The sequence below is a fragment of the Kitasatospora sp. NPDC049258 genome, from assembly GCF_040678895.1.
Taxonomy (GTDB): Bacteria; Actinomycetota; Actinomycetes; order Streptomycetales; family Streptomycetaceae; genus Kitasatospora.
Map to the genome: position 1 here is coordinate 21,354 of NZ_JBFAQT010000054.1, position 14,950 is coordinate 36,303.

At 75.1% G+C, this 14,950-nt stretch carries 17 protein-coding genes and 1 pseudogene; 7 read left to right on the forward strand and 11 right to left on the reverse strand.

The annotated features are described in order from the left end of the window. The first annotated feature begins 36 nt into the window (after window positions 1-36). Window positions 37-495, forward strand: coding sequence for a PaaI family thioesterase (locus AB0K43_RS29005; RefSeq protein WP_363644925.1), 459 nt, complete (start codon window positions 37-39; stop codon window positions 493-495). Window positions 496-590: 95 nt separating this feature from the next. Then, window positions 591-1,484 (forward strand): SGNH/GDSL hydrolase family protein, encoded by an 894-nt coding sequence (locus AB0K43_RS29010; RefSeq protein WP_363644927.1) that lies wholly within the window; start codon window positions 591-593, stop codon window positions 1,482-1,484. A 141-nt stretch (window positions 1,485-1,625) separates the two neighbouring features. Here AB0K43_RS29010 and AB0K43_RS29015 read toward each other — a convergent pair whose 3' ends face one another. Together AB0K43_RS29015 and AB0K43_RS29020 are read right to left on the reverse strand one after the other, a co-directional pair. Further along, window positions 1,626-2,048, reverse strand: coding sequence for a CBS domain-containing protein (locus AB0K43_RS29015; RefSeq protein WP_363644929.1), 423 nt, complete (start codon window positions 2,046-2,048; stop codon window positions 1,626-1,628). 82 nt (window positions 2,049-2,130) lie between these two features. Next, entirely contained in the window at window positions 2,131-3,129 is a 999-nt protein-coding gene (locus AB0K43_RS29020) for an SPFH domain-containing protein (RefSeq protein WP_363644931.1), read from the reverse strand. 63 nt (window positions 3,130-3,192) lie between these two features. Between AB0K43_RS29020 and AB0K43_RS29025 the strand changes: the two genes are divergently transcribed. Continuing rightward, window positions 3,193-3,930: a uracil-DNA glycosylase gene (locus AB0K43_RS29025; RefSeq protein WP_363644933.1), complete on the forward strand. Its 738-nt coding sequence runs from the start codon at window positions 3,193-3,195 to the stop codon at window positions 3,928-3,930. 110 nt (window positions 3,931-4,040) lie between these two features. Here the strand turns inward: AB0K43_RS29025 and AB0K43_RS29030 are convergent, their stop codons facing one another. The 9 genes and pseudogenes from AB0K43_RS29030 to AB0K43_RS29070 all read right to left on the reverse strand — a co-directional run bounded on the left by AB0K43_RS29030 (window position 4,041) and on the right by AB0K43_RS29070 (window position 11,153). Then, window positions 4,041-5,294 carry an ABC transporter permease gene (locus tag AB0K43_RS29030; RefSeq protein WP_363644935.1) on the reverse strand — a complete coding sequence of 418 codons (1,254 nt, stop codon included), beginning with the start codon at window positions 5,292-5,294 and terminating at the stop codon, window positions 4,041-4,043. Further along, window positions 5,291-5,986, reverse strand: coding sequence for an ABC transporter ATP-binding protein (locus AB0K43_RS29035; protein WP_363644937.1), 696 nt, complete (start codon window positions 5,984-5,986; stop codon window positions 5,291-5,293). The genes AB0K43_RS29030 and AB0K43_RS29035 overlap by 4 nt, the downstream gene beginning before the upstream one ends. After that, window positions 5,983-7,542, reverse strand: a complete 1,560-nt coding sequence (locus AB0K43_RS29040; RefSeq protein ID WP_363644939.1) for a peptidoglycan-binding protein — start codon at window positions 7,540-7,542, stop codon at window positions 5,983-5,985. The genes AB0K43_RS29035 and AB0K43_RS29040 overlap by 4 nt, the downstream gene beginning before the upstream one ends. 34 nt (window positions 7,543-7,576) lie before the next feature. Further along, window positions 7,577-8,560 carry a hypothetical protein gene (locus AB0K43_RS29045; protein WP_363644941.1) on the reverse strand — a complete coding sequence of 328 codons (984 nt, stop codon included), beginning with the start codon at window positions 8,558-8,560 and terminating at the stop codon, window positions 7,577-7,579. Window positions 8,561-8,653: 93 nt separating this feature from the next. Next, complete coding sequence (locus AB0K43_RS29050) at window positions 8,654-9,055, reverse strand: hypothetical protein (RefSeq protein ID WP_363644958.1); 402 nt, start codon at window positions 9,053-9,055, stop codon at window positions 8,654-8,656. 354 nt (window positions 9,056-9,409) lie between these two features. Then, window positions 9,410-9,547, reverse strand: a pseudogene (locus tag AB0K43_RS29055) (LuxR C-terminal-related transcriptional regulator); the annotation flags it as partial. Window positions 9,548-9,716: 169 nt separating this feature from the next. Further along, on the reverse strand, window positions 9,717-10,568 hold the full coding sequence (locus AB0K43_RS29060) for a CHAD domain-containing protein (RefSeq protein WP_363644943.1): 852 nt from the start codon (window positions 10,566-10,568) through the stop codon (window positions 9,717-9,719). 52 nt (window positions 10,569-10,620) lie between these two features. Next, window positions 10,621-11,007 (reverse strand): hypothetical protein, encoded by a 387-nt coding sequence (locus AB0K43_RS29065; protein WP_363644945.1) that lies wholly within the window; start codon window positions 11,005-11,007, stop codon window positions 10,621-10,623. Next, entirely contained in the window at window positions 11,004-11,153 is a 150-nt protein-coding gene (locus AB0K43_RS29070; protein WP_363644947.1) for a hypothetical protein, read from the reverse strand. Before AB0K43_RS29070 ends, AB0K43_RS29065 begins: the two co-directional genes overlap by 4 nt. Before the next feature lie 725 nt (window positions 11,154-11,878). On the opposite strand from AB0K43_RS29070, the gene AB0K43_RS29075 reads away from it, so the two are divergent. From AB0K43_RS29075 to AB0K43_RS29090, 4 genes are all read left to right on the forward strand, one after another. Beyond that, complete coding sequence (locus AB0K43_RS29075) at window positions 11,879-12,526, forward strand: hypothetical protein (protein ID WP_363644949.1); 648 nt, start codon at window positions 11,879-11,881, stop codon at window positions 12,524-12,526. 111 nt (window positions 12,527-12,637) lie between these two features. Next, window positions 12,638-13,438: a thioredoxin domain-containing protein gene (locus AB0K43_RS29080; RefSeq protein WP_363644951.1), complete on the forward strand. Its 801-nt coding sequence runs from the start codon at window positions 12,638-12,640 to the stop codon at window positions 13,436-13,438. Window positions 13,439-13,442: 4 nt separating this feature from the next. Beyond that, window positions 13,443-14,036, forward strand: a complete 594-nt coding sequence (locus AB0K43_RS29085) for a vitamin K epoxide reductase family protein (RefSeq protein WP_363644953.1) — start codon at window positions 13,443-13,445, stop codon at window positions 14,034-14,036. 152 nt (window positions 14,037-14,188) lie between these two features. Beyond that, window positions 14,189-14,656, forward strand: coding sequence for a GNAT family N-acetyltransferase (locus AB0K43_RS29090; protein ID WP_363644954.1), 468 nt, complete (start codon window positions 14,189-14,191; stop codon window positions 14,654-14,656). Window positions 14,657-14,950 lie beyond the last annotated feature (294 nt).

Here is a 14,950-nt window from a genome sequence, read left to right on the forward strand (position 1 = left end):
GCGCGCCAGCACGCCGCACGGGCGAACTGCCGTGCCATGGTGCCGATCTGGGACGCGGTCAGGCCCTACCATCGCGGCGTGACGATTCTCCCCACCGCCGAGGCGGACCGGATCCTGGCCGACAACTTCGCTCCCTGGGTGCAGGCGCTCGGCCTGTCGGTGACCGGGACGGGAGATCGGCACGCGGTGCTGCGGCTGCCCTGGTCGGACCAACTGGCGAGGGAGGGCGGCGGGTTGTCCGGCCAGGCGCTGATGGCGGCGGCCGACACCGCGGCCGCGGTGGCCGTCTCGGCGGCCCGCGGCGGCTACGGGCCGATGACCACCGTCCAGCAGTCGACCAGCTTCCAGCGGCCGGTGCTCGGCGCGGACGTCCTGGTGACGGCCCGGGTGACCAAGCTCGGGCGGCGGCTGGCCTTCGTCGACGTCACGCTCACCGCCGAGGGCGAGCTCGAACCGGCGGCCCAGGCCAGCGCGGTGTACGCCTTCCCGGGCTGAGCGCACCGACGCGCGACCCCTGTGCACCGCCGCTACCGAGCAGTAGCCTCACCGGGCCGAGCCCTCACCTCGGCCGGCCCACACGGGAGGTCCGCATGCGCTCAGTCCTGTTCGGCAGACTCCGGCTCGTCGTCCCGGTCGTGCTGTTCACCGCCTCCGTCCTCGGCCTGACGGGCGCCGCCTCCGCCTCGGCGGCACCCGCGGCGGCACAGAGCAGGGCGACGCCGCGGTACTACCTCGCCCTGGGCGACTCGCTGGCGGCCGGCTACCAGAGCACCCCGGACGGCGGGCACGTGGTCGGACACGGCTACGCCCAGGACATCGCCGCGGTCCTGGACGCCCGCGCCGCCGCGGCCGGACAGCCCTTCGGCTTCACCGACCTCGGCTGCCCGGGCGAGTCCACCACCACGATGATCGGCGGCGGCTGCCCGTACCCGCATCCGTACGGCGGCTCGCAGCTGGCCGCGGCGGAGACGTTCCTGCGCGCGCACCACCGCGACGGCGTGCTGGTCACCCTGGACATCGGCGCCAACGACATCGGCGGCTGCACCGCCGGCGGATCGATCGACCTGCCGTGCACGCTGGCGGGCATCGGCACCGCCGGGCGCGGTCTGGACACGGTGCTCACCCGGCTGCGGGCGGCGGCCGGCCCGGACACCCGGATCATCGGGATGAACCTCTACGACCCGTACCTGGCCGCCTGGTCGACGGGCGATCAGGGGCGTGCCACGGCGCTGCTCTCGGTGCCGCTGGCCGACCTGCTCAACGTCACCATCGCCGGGGTGGACGCCGCCCACGGCGTCCCCACGGCCGACGTGGCGCGGGCCTTCGGCACGGATGCCTTCCTGCCGCTGGTCCCGCTGAACGGCACCCGGGTGCCGTCCAACGTGGCCCGGATCCTGCGGTGGACCAACATGGCCCGCGGCGACGTGCATGCCAACGACGCCGGCTACCAGGTGATCGCGGACACCTTCCTGGCCAGGATCTGACCAGTCCGAAGGCCGGGCCGATGCCCGGGCCGATGACCGGGCCGGGCACACCCCGGGTCCGGGGCGGGAAGTACCCGTCCCGGACCCGCTGCCCACCGTGACCGGCTGCCGCCCGGCCGCTCCTCGGCTTCCGCCCGGCCGCTACTCGGCGCAGATGGCGCCGACGAACTCGGCGAGCCGGCCCTGCGGCATGTTCCGGGCGATGTCGGCCTCGCTGATCATGCCGACCAGCTTGTGGTCGGGGTGGTTGATCACCGGCAGCCGGCGCACCAGGTGCTGCTCCATGATCCGCAGGACCTGTTCGGCGTCCTCGTCCTCCTCGATCACCATCGGCCGCCCGACGGCGAGTTCGGACGCCAGGACCGTGCTCGGGTCGCGGCCCTCGGCCACGCACTTCAGCACGATGTCGCGGTCGGTCAGGATCCCCAGCAGTTTCTGGTTCTCCCCGCAGATCGGCAGGGCGCCCACCCCCCGGTCCCGCATGATCCGCGCGGCGTCGGCGAGGGTCTCGGTCTCCCCGATGCACTCGGCCCCCGGATGCATGATCTCTCCGGCTGTGGTCATGGTCAGGCCTCCCGACGTGGGTGAACAGCCCCGTTACTCCATCCTGGGACGGCCGCCACGGCCACGCCACCCGGCGGCCGGCTCACGTCCGCGCCGACTTCAGCACCTCGTCCGCCGGGATCTCCCTGGCCAGCACCTCCTCGGCGGGGACTTCCTTGGCGAGCACCTCCTCGGCCGGAACCTCCCTGGCGAGCACCTCCTCGGCCGGCATCTCCTTCGCGAGCACGCCGTCCAGGTCGGGCAGTTCGAGCTGCTCCACCGGGCGCGGCCCGGGCGCGGCGGGCCCCGGCGGCGCAGCCGCCCCGGGCACCCCCGCCGGCTCGGCCGGCTTGGTGGCGCTCTCCAGGAAGCGCAGCAGCTCGACCGGGAAGGGCAGCACCAGGGTCGAGTTCTTCTCCGCCGCCACCTCCACCACCGTCTGGAGCAGGCGCAGTTGCAGCGCCGCCGGGGTGGCGCTCATGATCGCCGCAGCCTCGGAGAGCCGGGACGAGGCCTGGAACTCGCCGTCCGCCGTGATGATCCGGGCCCGCCGCTCGCGCTCCGCCTCGGCCTGCCGGGACATCGAGCGCTTCATCGACTCGGGCAGCGCCACGTCCTTGATCTCCACCCGGTCGATCTGCACGCCCCAGCCCAGCGCCGGGCTGTCCAGCATCAGTTCGAGCCCCTGGTTGATCGGCTCCCGGTTGGCCAGCAGCTCGTCCAGCTCGCTCTTGCCGATGATCGAGCGCAGCGAGGTCTGGGCCACCTGCGAGATCGCGAAGCCGTAGTCCTGCACGCCGACGATGGCCTTCACCGGGTCCTCGACCTTGAAGTAGACGACGGCGTCGACCCGCACCGTGACGTTGTCCTTGGTGATGCCCTCCTGGGCGGGCACCGGCATGGTCACGATCTGGACGTTGACCTTCTTCAGCCGGTCCGCGACCGGCATGATCATCACCAGTCCCGGCTGCCGCACCCGCTCGACCACCCGGCCGAAGCGGAACACCACCCCGCGCTGGTACTGCTGCACCGTCCGCACACTCAGACCGGCCAGCACGATCAGGGCCAGGATCACCCCGACGAGCACATCCACTACGAGCATCGCGTCACCTCGGGCAGGATTCGGCGGGACCCGCTCCCCACGCTACTCCGTAGGATCCCCACCATGGACAAGTGCCGGCAGCACCCTTCCGACGGCGTCCGCGGGCTGGCCGAGCTGGACTCGCTGGTGACCGGCTGCCGGGCCTGTCCGCGCCTGGTGGAGTGGCGCGAGGAGGCCGCGCGGGTCAAGCGCCGGGCCTACCTGGACCAGGACTACTGGGCCCGCCCGATCCCGGGCTTCGGCCCGCCGGACGCCGCCCTGGTGCTGGTCGGGCTGGCACCGGCCGCGCACGGCGGCAACCGGACCGGGCGGATCTTCACCGGCGACCCCTCCGGCGACCTGCTCTACCGGGCGCTGTACGAGCTGGGGCTGGCCTCCCAGCCGCACTCGGTCGGCCGGGACGACGGGATGGTGCTGCACGGGGTCCGGATCACCGACCCGGTGCGCTGCGCGCCGCCCGAGAACAAGCCGACCACCGCCGAGCGGGACACCTGCCGGCCCTGGATCGCCAAGGAGCTGGAGCTGATGCGGCCGACCGTACGGGCCGTGGTGGCGCTCGGCGGCTTCGCCTGGCAGGCGGTGCTGCCCGCGCTGGCGGCAGCCGGCTGGCCGGCGCCGCGACCGCGACCGGTGTTCGGCCACGGCGCGCGGGTGGTGCTGCCGGCGGCCGACGGCGGGGCGCCGCTGGAGCTGTTCGGCTGCTACCACGCCAGCCCGCGCAACACCTACACCGGCCGGCTCACCCCGCATATGCTCCGCGACCTGCTCGCCACCGCCGCGGCGGCGGCCGGCCTGTCCTGAACCGGGCCGGCGCTGCCGCACGCCCGCGCGGCTCGGCCGTCGGCCGCCCCTGGAGTCGCGCACCTGGAGTCGCGCACCTGGGCGGACGTAAGCGGGCCCCGACGACGCGCTCAGCGCCGCAGCGCCTCGGCCGGCTGGATCCGGGCCGCGCGCCAGGCCGGGTAGAGCCCGGCGACCAGGCCGGTGACCAGGCCGAGGGCCGGGGCGGCGAGCACGGTGGCGGGATCGATCACCGGCGTCCACTCCCGGGCCAGCACCACCGCCAGGACGGTGAGCACCCCGAGCGCGGTCCCGACCAGACCGCCCAGCAGCCCCAGCGTGGCCGACTCGGCGAGGAACTGCCCGGTGATGTGCCGGCCCCGGGCGCCGAGCGCGCGCCGCAGACCGATCTCCCCGGTCCGCTCCAGCACCGCGACCAGGGTGGTGTTGGCGATCCCGACGGAGCCGATCACCAGGCAGATCCCGGCCAGCAGCAGGAAGAGCTGGTCCAGGTCGGAGGTGACGTCCGAGCGCAGGGTGCGCGGATCCGGGGGCGGGACGGGCTTGAAGTTCTCGGGGTGGGCCGGGTCCAGCGCGGTCGCCGCCTCGGCCGCCACCTGCCGGGCGGCGCCGATCCGGGTGGAGATCAGCATGGTGGCGCGGTCCCCGCTCGGGGCGCCCCACAGCCGTACGGCGGTGCTGCTCGGGACGGTGACCGAGAGCAGCAGGTCGGACTTGCGCCGGACGTTGTCCACGATGCCGATCACGGTGAAGGCCTGCTGCCCGATGAAGACGGCGGGCTCGGTGTCCAGCGTGGTGATGCCGAGCCGGGCGGCCAGCGCGGAGCCGATCACCGCCACCCGCTGCCCGGTGGCCTCGTGCCAGCCGTCGAACACCCGGCCCTGCACCAGGTGCGGCTGGGCCGCGGCCAGCACCCCGGCCGAGGCAGCGAGCACCGGCACCTCACCGCCCCCGGCCAGGTCGCCCACCGGGGCGGACCGGACGGTCGGGTCGGCGAGCCGCACCGGCCAGTAGACGCCGGCCGCCTCCACCCCGTGCAGCCGCTCCACCCGGGCGTCGGCATCGGCCGGGAAGGACAGCGGGGTGAGGTCCGGTCGCGGTCCGCCGGTGTCCTCGACCGTGACCTCGGTCGCGCTCAGCAGGCTGAACCTGGAGTCGATCTGCGCCGAGGCGGTGGCCGCCAGGCCGAGGACGGCCACCAGGGTGCCCACGCCGAGGACGGTGCCCAGCGCGGTCAGTGTCGAGCGGGCCGGGCGTTGCAGCACCCCGGCCAGTGCCTCTGCCAGCAGCTCGCGCAGGGGCAGCCGGGACGGCTCGACCGCCCGGCGCCGGGCCCGCCGGCCGGGCCACGCTGTACGCCTCATACCGTGGCCACCTCCCGCAGGACGCCGTCCCGGATCGTGATGGTCCGCCCGGCCCGGGCGGCCACCTGCTGGTCGTGGGTGATCAGGACGATGGTCAGGCCGCCGGCGTGCAGGGTGTCCAGCAGGGCGAGGACCGACTCGGCGGTGGCACTGTCGAGGTTGCCGGTCGGCTCGTCGCACAGCAGCAGGGACGGCCGGTTGACCAGGGCACGGGCGATCGCCACCCGCTGGCGCTCGCCGCCGGACATCCGGCCCGGCAGCGCCCCCGCCCGGTGGGCCAGACCGACCTGGGCCAGCGCGGCCTCGGCCCGGGCCCGGCGGTCGGCGGCGCCGCGCCGGCCCTGGGCCGGCGCGTAGAGCATGGCCAGGGCCACGTTCTCGGTGGCCGAGCGGTGCGGGAGCAGGTGGAAGGACTGGAAGACGAAGCCGATCTTCCGGCCGCGCAGCGCGGTGCGCTCGCCGTCCGGCAGCGCGGCGGTGTCGATGCCGTCCAGGAGGTACCGTCCGCCGGTCGGGGCATCCAGCAGACCGGCGAGGTTGAGGAAGGTGGACTTGCCGGAGCCCGACGGTCCGACCACCGTGACGTACTCGCCCCGCCGGATCGCCAGGTCGCACGGTTTCAGGGCGGCGACCGGCGGCGGGCCGGGGTAGTCGAGCGCGATCCGGCGGAACTCGATGACCGGGGTGGTCATTCGGCACCCGCCCGGGTGCTCCCGGTGCCGACGCCGACGATCACCTGGTCGCCCTCCTGGAGCTGGGCCCCGGCCGCCGGCCGGACCTCGACGCTGCCGCCGCCGACCGTCCCCGGAGTCACCTCGACCCGCCGGCGCCGGCCGTCCTGGTAGACCGTCACCACGGTGTGTCCGTCCGCCGTCGCCGAGACGGCGGAGAGCGGTACCACCAGCACCGGCCCGGCCGAGGAGGCCGACTGCACGCTCAGCCGGACGTCCTGGCCGGCCAGCTTGGGGTCGAGCGGCGCGGTGGGCCGCACCGTCAGCAGGTAGCCGGGCTGGCCGCCGCCGGTGCTCTGCGCCGGGGTGCTGCCCGCCCCGCCGGTGGTGGGCGGCTGCCCGTTCTGGCCCCGGCCGTCGTCCATGCTGTCGGCCACCGCGTCGACGGTGGCGGCCGCGGTGATCCCGCTCAGCTCGGCGAGGATCTGCACCTGCTGCCCTGGGTGCACCAGGCCTTGGTCCGAGGGGCTCAGGGTGCCGTGGACCACCAGCGCCCCGGCGGAGACCGTGAGCACCCGGCCGGTCACCTCGCTGCCGACCCGGGCGGCCACGCCGTCGACCCGGGCGGGGAAGCCGGAGAGGAACAGCAGCTCCGCCGCCGGGACCATCACCCCGTTCGCCGCCGCGACGTCGGCGAGCCGCTTGCGGGCCAGCGCCAGGTCCTGCGCGGTCCGGTCCACCTGCTTGCGGGCGGCGGCGGTGGGCGCCGCGGCGGCGGTGCCCTTGCCGTCCGGCTGTGCGCCCGGCTGTGCGCCCGGCTGGCCGGCCGCGGCCAGCGCGTCCCGGGCGTCCGCGGCGGCCCGCTCCGCCGCGGTGACGGCGTCGTGCGCGGCCGACAGCTGGGCGTCCCCGTCCGGTGCCGCGGGGAGCGGGTCGTAGCCGCGGGCCGCGTAGAAGGCCTTGACCGCCGCCTTGGTGGCCTCGCCGAAGCTGCCCCGGCGATCACCGACGCTGCTGAACCCCAGGGATTCCAGGGCGCGTTGGAGCTGCTCGACATCCTGGCCGGTGGCGCCGGGGCGCAGGTCCCGGTAGACCGGCAGCTCGCCCGGCAGCGCGAAGACCGGCCGGCCGGAGACCTCCAGCACCGACTGTCCGGCGAGGATCCGGTCGCCCGCCTTCAGCGGCAGCTTGGTGACCACCGACCGGCCGCCCGCCGCAGCACCGGCCGCCATCGGCGAGACGTCCACCGACTGCGCGGCGGTGACCTGGCCGCGGACCACGACCGTGGCGGTCAGCACCCGCCGCTCGACCGGCGCGGTCAGCACGTCCGCGACCGGTGGCCCGGCCTCGGCGGCCGCCTGCGCCGGGGATTTGATGACCAGTGAGGAGGCCAGGCCACCGGCGGACAGCACCACGGCGCAGGCCATCGCCACGAGCAGCAGCCGGCGCCTGCGGTGCAGGCCGTGCCGCTCGCCGTCCGCCCCGGCCGCCGGGCCGGCCGCCGCCTCGGAGCCGTCCTCGGCACCCTCGGCGCCGCCCTCGAAGCCTTGCACGAAGTCTTCCTCCACCTGCGCCACGACCTGGCTCCGCTCCTTCCGGGGTGATCGACCGTCAGGAGGCGATCGCCTGCGCGGCCATCCGCATCCGCCGGTCGATGTCCTGCTTCACCGCGGCCAGCGCCTCGGCGTGCTGCTCGATCAGCTTCGACTCGTAGGCCGCCTCGACGGTGAACCAGATGCCCACCACGTTGGCCCGCACCTTGCACTGCGCGTCGGCGGTCGCGGTGGCCCGCTCCTTCGCGGAGGCGACGGCGCCGCCGGTCCACTGCGGGTCGGCGTTGGCGTCGATCGGCGTGCCGTACGCGTACCCCTGCGCCTTCATGCAGTCCGACCAGGAGCGGAAGGCCGCCAGTACCCGGCTGTCGGCCTTCGACGCCGCCCAGGCCTGCGCGTCGAGGTCGCGGGCGAGCCGGTCGTCGCCGCCGTTGCCGTTCTGCTCCGAGGCGCCGGTCCGGTCCAGGGCCTCGCCGACGCAGCCGCCCCGCGGCACGGTCCGGCCGTTGATGTTCTGCCCGCCGGTGGCCGCCTTGGAGCCGGGCTTGACGCTCGGGTCGGCGGTGCCGCCCAGTGCCACGGCCATGGCGCCGGTCGGCGCATCGCCGCTGGGCGGGGCGGGCGGCTGGACCTTGGCGTGGTAGCCGTACTGCGCGGCGAAGGCCGGGTCGCTGACCAGGTAGCGGTTGGCCGTCCGGGTGGCGGGCGCGAACCCCGCATCGGTGCCGCCGGGTACGTGGTAGCCGAAGCCGAAGCCGGCCATGCAGCGTTCGGTCACCATCCGCATCGCGGAGTCGAGTTGACCGCGCTGGTCGCGGTCGAGCAGGTAGGGGTCGATCGGCAGCGCCCGGCTCGCCACGTCCGCGGCGAGGATCGGTACGGTCCCGATCGGTGGCGGCGCCAGGGGCTCGGCCGACGCGGCGGCCGGGCCGTCCGCCCCGGCCTGCTGCGAGCCGCCCGAGCAGGCGGTCAGCGAGCCCACCGCCAGCAGGACGGCGGCGGCCGCCAGCCCACCGCCCCTGGTGAGGTACGGAGTTGCCATGGGAACGTCTCCCTTTGACTGCGGGTTCGATCCGGCGCACGGGAAGGGCCGGGAGCGGCAGGTGACGGCCGCCCCCGGCCCGGTGTGCCGGTGTCAGCAGAAGTAGCCCGCGGCGTTGTTGTTCTTCGTCACGGTGAGGACGCCCTCGCCGTAGACCGGGATGTAGTCCGAACGGCCGCCGTTGCCGGTGCTGAACTCGTACTCGGTGATGCCACAGCCCTGGTTCCAGTTGTCCACGTACGCGGTGTGGTTCTTGACCACGACACCGTTGCCCGCGCCGCCACCGCTGAAGTAGCTGTCCTTGTAGTTGGAGATGTTGCCGTTCTGGGTGAAGTGCGCCCCGTAGCCGTAGGACGGCGAGTTGTAGTAGAGGCAGGCGTTCCCGACACCGCAGGTCACCCGGCCGTCGGCCGAGGCGGTGCCGGCCGTGGCCAGGCCCACGCCGGCCGTGGTGACAAGAAGGGCAACGGTGGCGACAGCACGCTTGAGGTTCACGAGGTATCCTCCGGATTGTCCGTCGACTGGCATCGATGGGATGGCCGCGGCGGGGGTCTCAACTCCCCGTCCTGATAGGCCCGGTGGGCGGGAAGTCACCCACCGGGCCGGGTCGGCCGAGGCCAAATCTAGGCGGCGTCGAGGGTGGGCGACATTGTCCGCGAGGACAGTTCCCGCACCGACGGCGCGCCGGCGGTGACCACCCCCCGGTCCGCCACCGTCCGCTCGGCCACCTTCCGGTCGGCCACCGTCCGCTCGGTCACCCCCCGGGTCGGCCACCAGCCGCTCGACCAGGGCCACTTGGGCGAGCTGGAGCCGGGAGTCGACACCGAGCCGCTCCATCAGCGCCGCGACGTGCGCCTTGGCGGTCCGCTCGGTGATCCCCAGCCGCTTGGCGACCTGACGGTTCGACAGATCGCCGAGCAGCAGCGAGAGCACCTCGCGCTGCCGGTGGCTGAGCGAGCCGATCCGCTCGGCGGCGGTCCGCAGCATGCTCAGCGCGTCCTGAACGGTCCTTTCGTGCACGGTCGTCACTTGAAGTCCCCCGAATTCGCGTAGGAGTCTCGGCACTGGGCGCGACGCTAGGTGCGCAAAGTATCTGCGGCGTAGCGCGGCCGGGGGCTCCGGTGCCCGATCCGCAGGTGGGGCCGGGAAGGTGCTCCTAGACCGCCTTGGCGACCCGCCGCCAGACCTCGGGGAACTCCTCGCGGGCCCGGGCCGCCGCCGCGAACTGCCGTCCGTACAGCACCCCGTAGCCGAAGCCGCCGTCCGACAGCTCACGCAGGGTGCGGCAGGCGACGACCGCGTCCTGGTGGCGGCCGAGCACGTCCTGGACGGACTTCATCCGGGCGGTGAACCGGGCGGCGGGCGCCCCGGCCGTCTCGCCGGTGTAGCGCGCCCGTTTGGCGGCCTTGCGGGCTTCGTGCAGGGCGGTCTCGGTCGCCGGCCCCGGCGTCGCGCGCTCGGCGGCCCGGACCCGGCGGGCGGCGCGGCGGTACTCCCGCCGCAGCGCCCGGTCGAGCTCAGGACCGGCGGGGCGGGCCGCCCGGCCGGGCAGCGGGGCGGCACCCAGGGCGTCGAGCGCGGGCGGCAGGGCTGCGAAGCGCGGGCCGTCCAGGGCCGCGAGCACCTCCGGGCCGGCCAGCAGGCGCTGCTCGCGCTCCCACTCGGCCAGGTCGGCCACCACCTCGCCCCGCCCGGCGTCCGCCGGAAGCTCACGGGCCTGGCCGAGCAGCCGGGCGGCGAGCACCTCGGCGTCCCTGGCCCGGCCGAGCGCGCCGCCCAGCCAGGCCAGCTCGCCGGCCACCCGGGCGGCGTCCTCGGGGAGCGCCGCCCGGAAGACCCGCAGGGTGCTGCGCAGCCGGCGGCAGGTGATCCGCAGCTGGTGCACCGCGTCGGGCTGCTCGGCGCGGGCGGCCGCGGCGAGCACCACCAGCCGGGCGGTCTGCTCGGCGATCCGGGCCGTCAGCACGGCGCCGATGGTCCGGTCCGCCGGTTCTGCGGGGTGCGGCATGGCCTCGGGCTCCCTCCCTCCGGGAGCGTCCAGGGTATGCCCGTCGGGGCGCTCACGGCCGGAGCTGGACGGCCGCCGCGAGGGTGTAACCGACCAGGGCGCCGAAGAAGCACACCGCGGTGACGTGCCGCGCGGTCACCGGCAGGCCGGCCAGGGCCGGGTAGAGCAGCACGGCGATCCCGGCGCAGATGTCCGCGGCGTAGAGGCCCACCGGTGGCAGCACGTGGGTGCTGCGGGCCGCCCAGCCGGTGGCCACCAGGAAGCCGGTGAGCAGCACGAACCCGGACAGCAGGCCGGAGCCGATGGTGGACAGCACGGGATGCGGTTCGGCCGGCGGCTCGCCCTGCGCGGGCACGGGACGCAGCCGGTGGCCGACGGCCAGGGCGACGAGGGCGACGATCATCGCGGCGGCGGAGCCGACGAAGGCGAACAGGTTCATCTGCGGCTCCGGGGGGCGTGCGGGGGGTGGGCGAGAGCGGCGATCGCCGCCGGGATCAGCACGGTGACCAGCAGGACGGCCGCCCAGACCACCGGGTCGATGGCCGGTACCTGGTCCGGGGCGGCGGCCGGCGGCGGTACGGCCACGGCGGTGCCGGCCGGTGCGGCTACGGCGGGTACGGCGGCGGTGGGTGCTGGCGGCGGTCCGGCCTTGGCGGGTGCGGGCGCTGGCGCGGTCTCGGCGGGGCCGGTCCCGGTGCCGGTGTCGGTCAGGTGGACCGCCCGGGCGGTGGGCCGGGCCGGGGGCGCGGGGGCCGGGTGCGCGGACGGGGGTGCCGGGGCGGTCTCGGTCCCGCCGGAGCCGGTACCCGGGCCGTGCGGCGGCGAAGGCGAGGGCGAGGACGGTGACGGCGCGGGGGAAGCCGAGGGCGACCCCGGCTCCGGCGGGCACGGATCGCCCGACGGCGGGCCCGGTGGCCGGCTGTGCGGTGCCCCGGGTAAATGGGGCGGGTGCAACAGATGCAACAGGTGTGACAGGTCTGGCGGATGTGGCAGGCGCAGCCATGGGATGTCCGGCAACTCGTCCATCGCCCGATTGTCCCGAGCCCCGCACACCGCCGGACGGCCTTCCGGCGGCAGCCACCCCCACGGGTGACGGCGGCGGCCACGGCCGGTGAGACTCGACACAGCCGCCGGCGCGTCCTCCCCCCCGGCCCCGGCCCCGCACCGGGCCCCGCGCAGACCGGCCCCGCCCCGGCGCCCGTACGGCTCCGGGCACCCGCTCCGGCCCGGGCACCCGCGGCCCGGCCCGGGCGGCGGAGGCCCGAGGCGCCCTCCCGCCGGGCCCGCCAACCGTGGCATACTCCAAAACCATGACCCAGAACCAGGCGACCAGGGCCCTGCGGGCCGCGGTGTTCACCGCGCTCGCCGTGCCGCTCGCCGCCCTGGGCCAGGTCGTACTGACCGGGCGGGCGCTCCCGCTCACCCTGGTCGCCGCCGCCTCGGCGGCCGTCTTCCTGCTGGCGATCGTCCTGACGGGCTCCCGGCGGGGCTTCCCGCAGATCGCGGCCGTGCTGGTCCCGGTCGAACTGCTGCTGAACACCGCGTTCAACCTCGGCCAGGACACCTGTGCCTCGGCCGCCCCCGGGCACAGCATGGACCTGCTGGTCTGCGGCGGCGGCTCGGTCGGCGGCAGCTCGCTGCTGACCGACTGGTCGGGTCACTCCGGCGGCTGGGTCAAGCTGCTGGTGCTGCTGGTCCACGTCGGCCTCGCGCTGGCCGCCGCCGCCTGGCTGCGGCTCGGCGACCGGGCGATGACCGGCCTCGGCGAGGCGCTGCGCGCCGTCCGGGCGCTGCTCCCCGCGCCCTGGCGGGCCCTGCTGACCGGCAGCCCGCTGCCCGGCTGCCCGCCGGCCCTGGCACCCGCCCCGCAGGCCGAGCGCCCACTGCCGCGCCCGGCCCAACTCGTGCTCACCCCCGCGCCGCGGCGCGGTCCGCCGGCTCTCGCGCTCGCCGGCTGACGACTCCTCCCCCGGAGGCGGTCCGGCCGGCCCCGCAGGCCAACCCACCCCTCCCGCATGCCCGACGCGTAGCCGCGCGGCATGCCGCGTTCCAGGAGTCGACGGACCATCATGAGCAGCAACCAGCAGACCTCCCTCTCCCCCCGTGACCGCATGAAGCAGGCGAAGCTGCAGGAGGCCCGCAGCGCCGCCGTCCGCCGCCGGGTGATCGTCGGCGTCTCGGTCCTCGGCGCCCTCGCCGTGGTCGGCGGCGCCGCGGCCCTCGCCATCGGCACCGGCCAGGGCTCCGGCGACAGCGCCGCACCGGCCGCCGGCAGCGCGCTGGTCGTGCCCGCCAACGCCACCGGCCCGGACGGCACGGTGGTGGTCTACGGCAAGGCCGACGCCCCGCACACCCTGAAGGTGTACGAGGACTTCCGCTGCCCGATCTGCAAGAACTTCGAGACCTCGGCCGGCAGCACCGTGCAGCAGCTGGCCGACGACGGCAACTACAAGATCGAGTACCACCTGGCCGCCTTCCTGGACAACAACCTCGGCGGCAAGGGTTCCAAGACCGCGCTGGCCGCGGCCGGCGCGGCACTCAACGAGGGCGTCGACAAGTTCAAGCAGTTCCACGACGTGCTCTACGCCAACCAGCCGGACGAGCGCGAGGACGGCTTCGGCGACGTCAACCGGATCCTCCAGCTCGCCGAGCAGGTGCCGGGCCTGAAGACCGAGGCCTTCACCAAGGCCGTCACCGAGGGCACCTACCGGCCGTGGGCCGCCAAGGTGGCGAGCGCGTTCAACAGCAGCGGCGTGCAGGGCACCCCGACGATCAAGCTGGACGACAAGCCGCTCACCATCTTCAACCAGAGCGGACCGCTGACCGGCGAGCAGTTCAAGGCGCTGGTCAAGCAGTCGATCGGCGGCTGACCCGATGGCCGCTCCCGCCCCGATCGGCGCGGGTCGCCGGTACGGCTGGCTGCTGCTGGTCGGCGGCCTGCTCGGACTGGCCGCCTCGGCCGTGCTGACCATCGACAAGATCCGTCTGCTGAAGAACCCGGACTACCGGCCCAGCTGCAACATCAACCCGATCATCAGCTGCGGCTCGATCATGCGCACCGGGCAGGCCGAAGCCTTCGGCTTCCCCAACTCGCTGATCGGCCTGGCCGCCTTCGCCGCACTGGCCACGGTCGGCGCGGGCCTGCTGGCGGGGGCGGCCTACCGCCGCTGGTTCTGGCTCGGCCTCCAGGCCGGCACCCTGTTCGGCCTCGGCTTCGTGCTCTGGCTGATCGACCAGGCGCTGTACGAGATCGGCGCGCTCTGCCCGTACTGCATGGTGGTCTGGGCCGTGGCGCTGCCACTGTTCTGGTACACCACCCTGCACAACATGCGCACCGGCGTCCTGCCGGCCCCCCGCTGGTGGCCGGCGGTGGCCCGCTGGCACTGGGTGGTCCCGGCGATCTGGTACCTGGGCATCGCCCTGCTGGTGCTGAACCGCTTCTGGTACTACTGGCGCACCCTGCTCTGATCACCCCGGCCGGCGGCGGGACCACCCCGTCGCCGGCCGGCGCCGGTGCCTGCGGCTTGCCCACGCGGTGCGGGCCGCCGCACAATCGAGTCGGCCCCGGCGTTCGCGCCGATGCCGTGAACTCTCCCTCTCCGGCGGCAGGTTGGAGCACCGTGACGTCGAACCCGCAGCCGGTCCGGCCGGCCACCCCGGCGGACGCCGACGAGTTGCTCCGGCTGCGGGTCGCCGTGCTGGCGGGCGAGGCGGTCACCGACCGGTGGCGGGCCACCTATCGGGAGGACCTGCGCAGCAGGCTGGGTACCGATCCGGACCTGGTCGCCTACGTGGTGCCCGCCGACGCGGGCCTGGCGGCCTGCGCGATCGGCATCGCCTACCGCGGCTACAGCGGCCCCGAGCACCCCGCCGGGCGGTGGGGGCGGATCCACACGGTGGTGACCGACCCGGCCCACCGGCGGCGCGGCCACGGCCGCGCGGTCACCACCGCGGTCATCGAGGCGCTGCGTGCCCGGTCCTGCACCTCGATCGAGCTGATCTCCACCGAGGACGGCCTCGCCCTCTACGAGAGTCTCGGTTTCACCCGCACCCCCACCTACCTGGCGCTGCGCCGGCCGCTGTACTGAGCGGGTGGCGCCGGCGGGGCCGCGGTCCGGATCAACTGCCGTCCTCCTCGCTACGGCTGCCCGCCCGGGCCGCCAGGAGGAAGAGGACGAGAGCGCCGCCGGAGACGCCGAGACCGATGAAAACCCAGAACATGATCCTCCTTCTGCTTCTCCTGGCTTTGTCGGCACACGGACGGTCCGACATGAGCATCGGCCGGGCGCGCGTCGGATCCGACTCCCTGGGTCGCAAGCCGCGTACTGAGCCTCCTGCCCGCCCTGGAGGATGCCGTCCGGCGCGGCGTGCGGGTCACCGTC

Excerpts from the sequence above, each read along its gene's own strand:
- AB0K43_RS29005 (WP_363644925.1), top strand. The coding sequence starts at position 37 with ATGGTGCCGATCTGGGACGCGGTCAGGCCCTACCATCGCGGCGTGACG.
- AB0K43_RS29010 (WP_363644927.1), top strand. The coding sequence starts at position 591 with ATGCGCTCAGTCCTGTTCGGCAGACTCCGGCTCGTCGTCCCGGTCGTG.
- AB0K43_RS29015 (WP_363644929.1), bottom strand. The coding sequence starts at position 2,048 with ATGACCACAGCCGGAGAGATCATGCATCCGGGGGCCGAGTGCATCGGG.
- AB0K43_RS29020 (WP_363644931.1), bottom strand. The coding sequence starts at position 3,129 with ATGCTCGTAGTGGATGTGCTCGTCGGGGTGATCCTGGCCCTGATCGTG.
- AB0K43_RS29025 (WP_363644933.1), top strand. The coding sequence starts at position 3,193 with ATGGACAAGTGCCGGCAGCACCCTTCCGACGGCGTCCGCGGGCTGGCC.
- AB0K43_RS29030 (WP_363644935.1), bottom strand. The coding sequence starts at position 5,294 with ATGAGGCGTACAGCGTGGCCCGGCCGGCGGGCCCGGCGCCGGGCGGTC.
- AB0K43_RS29035 (WP_363644937.1), bottom strand. The coding sequence starts at position 5,986 with ATGACCACCCCGGTCATCGAGTTCCGCCGGATCGCGCTCGACTACCCC.
- AB0K43_RS29045 (WP_363644941.1), bottom strand. The coding sequence starts at position 8,560 with ATGGCAACTCCGTACCTCACCAGGGGCGGTGGGCTGGCGGCCGCCGCC.
- AB0K43_RS29060 (WP_363644943.1), bottom strand. The coding sequence starts at position 10,568 with ATGCCGCACCCCGCAGAACCGGCGGACCGGACCATCGGCGCCGTGCTG.
- AB0K43_RS29065 (WP_363644945.1), bottom strand. The coding sequence starts at position 11,007 with ATGAACCTGTTCGCCTTCGTCGGCTCCGCCGCCGCGATGATCGTCGCC.
- AB0K43_RS29075 (WP_363644949.1), top strand. The coding sequence starts at position 11,879 with ATGACCCAGAACCAGGCGACCAGGGCCCTGCGGGCCGCGGTGTTCACC.
- AB0K43_RS29080 (WP_363644951.1), top strand. The coding sequence starts at position 12,638 with ATGAGCAGCAACCAGCAGACCTCCCTCTCCCCCCGTGACCGCATGAAG.
- AB0K43_RS29085 (WP_363644953.1), top strand. The coding sequence starts at position 13,443 with ATGGCCGCTCCCGCCCCGATCGGCGCGGGTCGCCGGTACGGCTGGCTG.